Source organism: Eubacterium ramulus (assembly GCF_003122485.1).
Taxonomy (GTDB): domain Bacteria; phylum Bacillota; class Clostridia; order Lachnospirales; family Lachnospiraceae; genus Eubacterium_I; species Eubacterium_I ramulus_A.
Genome location: NZ_JRFU01000189.1, coordinates 1 through 4,116, shown reverse-complemented (window position 1 = coordinate 4,116; position 4,116 = coordinate 1). Strand labels below are relative to the sequence as shown.

The 4,116-nt window shown below is 41.5% G+C and carries 5 protein-coding genes and 1 riboswitch; all 5 genes read right to left on the bottom strand.

Translation table 11 applies throughout. The features are described from left to right. Positions 1–363: 363 nt before the first annotated feature. Genes LG34_RS14870 through LG34_RS14850 form a run of 5 tightly spaced genes read right to left on the bottom strand, consistent with a single transcriptional unit; the run spans position 364 to position 3,625 of the window. Positions 364–849: an NUDIX hydrolase gene (locus tag LG34_RS14870; protein WP_223385983.1), complete on the bottom strand. Its 486-nt coding sequence runs from the start codon at positions 847–849 to the stop codon at positions 364–366. Between the two features lie 2 nt (positions 850–851). Continuing rightward, positions 852–1,508, bottom strand: coding sequence for an HAD family hydrolase (locus LG34_RS14865; protein WP_005361145.1), 657 nt, complete (start codon positions 1,506–1,508; stop codon positions 852–854). After that, the gene (thiE, locus tag LG34_RS14860; protein ID WP_077326105.1) at positions 1,498–2,139 is read right to left on the bottom strand and encodes a thiamine phosphate synthase; all 642 of its coding nucleotides are present in this window, start codon (positions 2,137–2,139) and stop codon (positions 1,498–1,500) included. The genes LG34_RS14865 and thiE overlap by 11 nt, the downstream gene beginning before the upstream one ends. An 11-nt stretch (positions 2,140–2,150) precedes the next feature. Next, a complete protein-coding gene (gene thiD / locus LG34_RS14855; RefSeq protein ID WP_004611583.1) occupies positions 2,151–2,954 on the bottom strand; it encodes a bifunctional hydroxymethylpyrimidine kinase/phosphomethylpyrimidine kinase in 804 nt (267 codons plus the stop codon). After that, positions 2,951–3,625 carry a TenA family protein gene (locus tag LG34_RS14850; protein ID WP_077326107.1) on the bottom strand — a complete coding sequence of 225 codons (675 nt, stop codon included), beginning with the start codon at positions 3,623–3,625 and terminating at the stop codon, positions 2,951–2,953. Before LG34_RS14850 ends, thiD begins: the two co-directional genes overlap by 4 nt. Positions 3,626–3,849: 224 nt before the next feature. After that, a riboswitch (TPP riboswitch) is annotated at positions 3,850–3,949 on the bottom strand. Positions 3,950–4,116: the final 167 nt, after the last annotated feature.

Sequence of the window (4,116 nt, the reverse complement as noted above, 5' to 3'; positions counted from 1 at the left end):
AGGCAGAATAGGCTTTCCGTTTTTGTTCCAGAAGATCGGTGTATTCCTCTCGGAGAGATTTGACAGAGGGGAGCTTTTTGATTCCCAGTTCGTCAAAATGATTCTTCGCTGTCTGGTGCAGTAAGATTTCCGCCTCATGTGCAACACGGAATTAAAAGGCTGAGCGCCAGCGGAAAAGATACCTCCTGTCTACGCATTTAGGGCGTTAAAAGTCCACGGAAATCAAGGGTTTTTCCGCATGGCAGGCAGGCAGGTGGATAAAGTTATCCTGTTCCCCGCAAAACGGGGTTCTAAATGCGGGAAAAATGACAAAAAAGAAGCGCCAGATGCAGAGGCTTTGATACCTCTGCGCCCGGCGCTTTTTCAGCCTATTAGCTGATCTACATAGGTAATTAGAGGGTGCAGATGTTTCAGGCGAAACATCTCAAATAACTTATCTGGATTTACCCATTGAACATCCACAACTTCTGTTTCCTGTAAACGCATTTCTTCAATCTTTATATCCTTATGAAATAGCCAAACATCGTAAAAATCCTGCACATTTTCCCGTCTGCTCTGATAAATCAATTTTTCACTTCCGGGAGTAAGCAGTATTCCTAATTCTTCTTTTACCTCTCGGATTGCTCCTTGTAAACTGGTTTCCCCGGAAAGTACAGAACCACCCGTACATTCCCAATAAAGAGGGTATTGCTTTTTCGGATGCCGCTGTGATAAAAGATACTGCCCCTGCTGGTTGACGATCCATACACTCACAGATAAATGATACAGCCCTTTGGGTATGATTTCTCCACGGCACACTGTTATTCCAGACTTTTCCCGTTTTGCATTATATAAATCCCATTTTTCCATTTTCATACCTCTTTGTGTGGGATCGGTGCTTGCCGAAAATCAAGTAAGTAAATATCCGCAATCCTTTCTATTTCTGTACGCTGATCTGCGGAATACTTATCATAAATCCCGCCTGCTAACATACGGGCTGCCTTTGCGCTTTTAATTGCTGGAAGCACATCATCAAACACAATACAGTGTTCAGGTGCAACCCCTAATTTTCTTGCGGCCAATTCAAAGACATCCGAATATTCTTTTCCCCGCTGAACCTCATCTGTTGAACATAGAGCGTCAAATAATTCTAAAATAGAATTGTTCTTTAAGCATGGAATATAGAGCTTTTCCGGCAACCCCGTAGCAACTGCAAGTTTTATTCCATGTTCTTTTAAGCGCAGAAGATAATCAAGGGCATGGGGCAGCAGACCGACATGGTTACTGTATTCCTCGACCGCCATATTATTCCATTCCTCAATAATTCCCTCTACCGTTTCCTGCAATCCAAAAAGATCAATGGTATATTGTGCGGCTTCCTCAAAACTCCTTGCACATATTTCAGTTACATAATTTTCCGGGACGGGAAGATTTCTCTTTTTCAAAAACTGAATATCTATATGCTCCCATACATCCATTGAATCCAGAATTGTTCCATCTAAATCAAAGATTGCCGCATTAAAATCCATTTTTCTTTTCCTTTCCGCAAAATAAATCTTTCAGTTCCGCAGCAGCAGCTTTTATATCAGACTGCGCTATGATGGCAGATACAACAGCCAGCCCGTCAATTCCCATGGGCTTGAAACGCCCTGCATTTCCCTTATTGATACCGCCAATAACAACTATCGGCAAAGAAACGGCTGCGCGGATTTTCTGTAATTCTTCCATTGATACAGAATCAGCGTCGGTTTTAGTTCCAGTAGGGAACATTGCGCCAACTCCCAAATAATCCGCACCATCCTGTTGTGCCTGTATTGCTTCTACAATGGAAGAAGCAGATACCCCCAACAGCATATTTTCTCCTATTACTTTGCGGACGGCAGCCGCAGGTAAATCATGCTGTCCAATATGTACTCCCGCAGCCTGCACAGCCATTGCAATATCTATTCTGTCGTTTATGATGAGGGGAATATGGTATTTATCCGTAACCTGTTTCACGGCAACAGCCTGATTGTAAAATTCTAATGAGGACAATTCTTTTTCTCGGAGTTGTATCATTGTGCAGCCTCCTAAAATTGCCTGTTCTACCGCTTCTGTCAGGCTATCGCAGCTCATTAGTTGACGATCAGTAACAAGATAAAGTGTATAATCAAAGTTCATTTTGCACCTGCCTATTCTTTAGATAAACCATGCTGATACAATTCGTAGAAATGGTGCGTCGGGCCACAGCCTTTTCCAATCGCAAGAGAGTGTTCGATTGCCATTGTGACATAAGCCTTTGCAGATTCGACTGCAAGCGGAACACTTTTTCCCTTTGCAAGCTGGGAAGCGATTGCAGAAGAAAAGGTACAGCCTGTCCCATGAGTATTTTTCGTATCAATGCGGGATGTTTCAAAATGGTAGAAATTTTCTCCATCAAATAGGACATCAACAGCATTTCCTATATGATGTCCACCCTTGACAACAATCGCCTTACAACCCATGGCATATATTTTTCTTGCGGCAGCCTCCATATCTGAAACTGTGGAAATCTGCATATCCGCTATTTTCTCTGCCTCTGGAATATTTGGAGTAAGTACATCGGCAAGTGGAATTACTGTGTCTATCAAGGTGGAAACCGCCGTAGGATTCATCAATGGGCAGCCATTTTTGGCATACATAACCGGGTCGATTACAACATTTTGGGGCTTATATTGTAATAGTTTCTTTGCCACCGCTTTCATACATTCTGGTGTAGAAAGCATACCGATTTTTACTGCGTCCACTTCAATATCTTCAAATACGGCGTCAATCTGTTTTTCAATCATATCCGGGGTAATATCTTGGATGTCGATAACACGGCTGGTGTTCTCTGCAACAACAGAAACAATAACACTCATTCCAAATACACCGTGAGCAGAAAAAGTTTTCAAATCAGCCTGAATACCTGCACCTCCGCTGCAATCTGATCCGGCAATGGACAATACTTTTTTCATTTTGCATTTTCCTCCATTCTCTCGTTCCGATAGGCCATCTTCCAAAAAGCAAGCTCTAACAAACTTGCTTTTTCAAAAATATCAGCCAGATACTTTTTATTTGCTACTGATAACCCGGCACATTTATGCTCTGCAAAAGCAGACCATTCTTTGCAGCTTTCTGCATATTGTTCATCCGCATGATCTTTGATAAAGTCCCAATATCTTGACTGTCTGCTTGTAGGAACAGCCGCCAATTTGCGGAATATATAGCTGTAACTTAGCATACAGGGAAGAACCGCCATTAAAATTTCTTCATTCTTTCCATGTGACGCAATCTCAAACATGAAATCAATGTAATTTTGATTTTCAGGCAGAGGAGCGATCAGTTCAATATCATTATCCGTCATGCAAAATTGCTTTAGATAATCCAGACGCACTTCTGATTCCGTATCATTTACAAAATTCAGCATGGAATAGTAAAGCTGAATTTCTCTTAATGTATCAGCATGAAAAATTGCCTTGCCGTATATACGGGCATAGTTTTTCAGATAGATACTATCCTGAATCATATATCTCTTGAACTTTTCAAGAGGTAGCTTTCCAGTTTGCACTTCCTGCACAAATGGGGTAGCTGCACATTCTTCCCAAATGGGAATGTTGTGGGTTAAGATGTCTTTCATAAATGCCATGTTTGATCCTCCTAAGATAAAAAAATAGAGCCTCTAAAACAATTAGAAGCTCTTTCAGACGCAATACGAGCGTAAGAAATTGCTTCCCTACGCCGGTATTAGCCGACAGGTCCAGAGGTCAGGTCTTACCTTTTTCAACTTGTTCAGTTCCCTCGCAAACACATATCATATCTTATTCAATTAAAAAAGGACATTCCCAAAACAGAGAATGTCCAAAAAATACGAATCTGTATTCTTTAGCTCCCTGCGTTGGTATTAGCCAACAGGTTCAAAGGGTCAGGTTTTAACCTTCTCAACTACAAGGTAGTCCCCCTGCTTGAGTATTATTATAGTTAAGAAGTCCCGGAAAGTCAAGGTCTATAGAATTCAAGTTAGCAAACCTTATTGACGGGATTTTTCTGTGCTGCGCTGCGGTTGTGGTGGGGAAGAAATCTCTAATAGGTATTCCACATTGGCCCGAACATTATGAAGTTCTTTCATATCATTTTTGG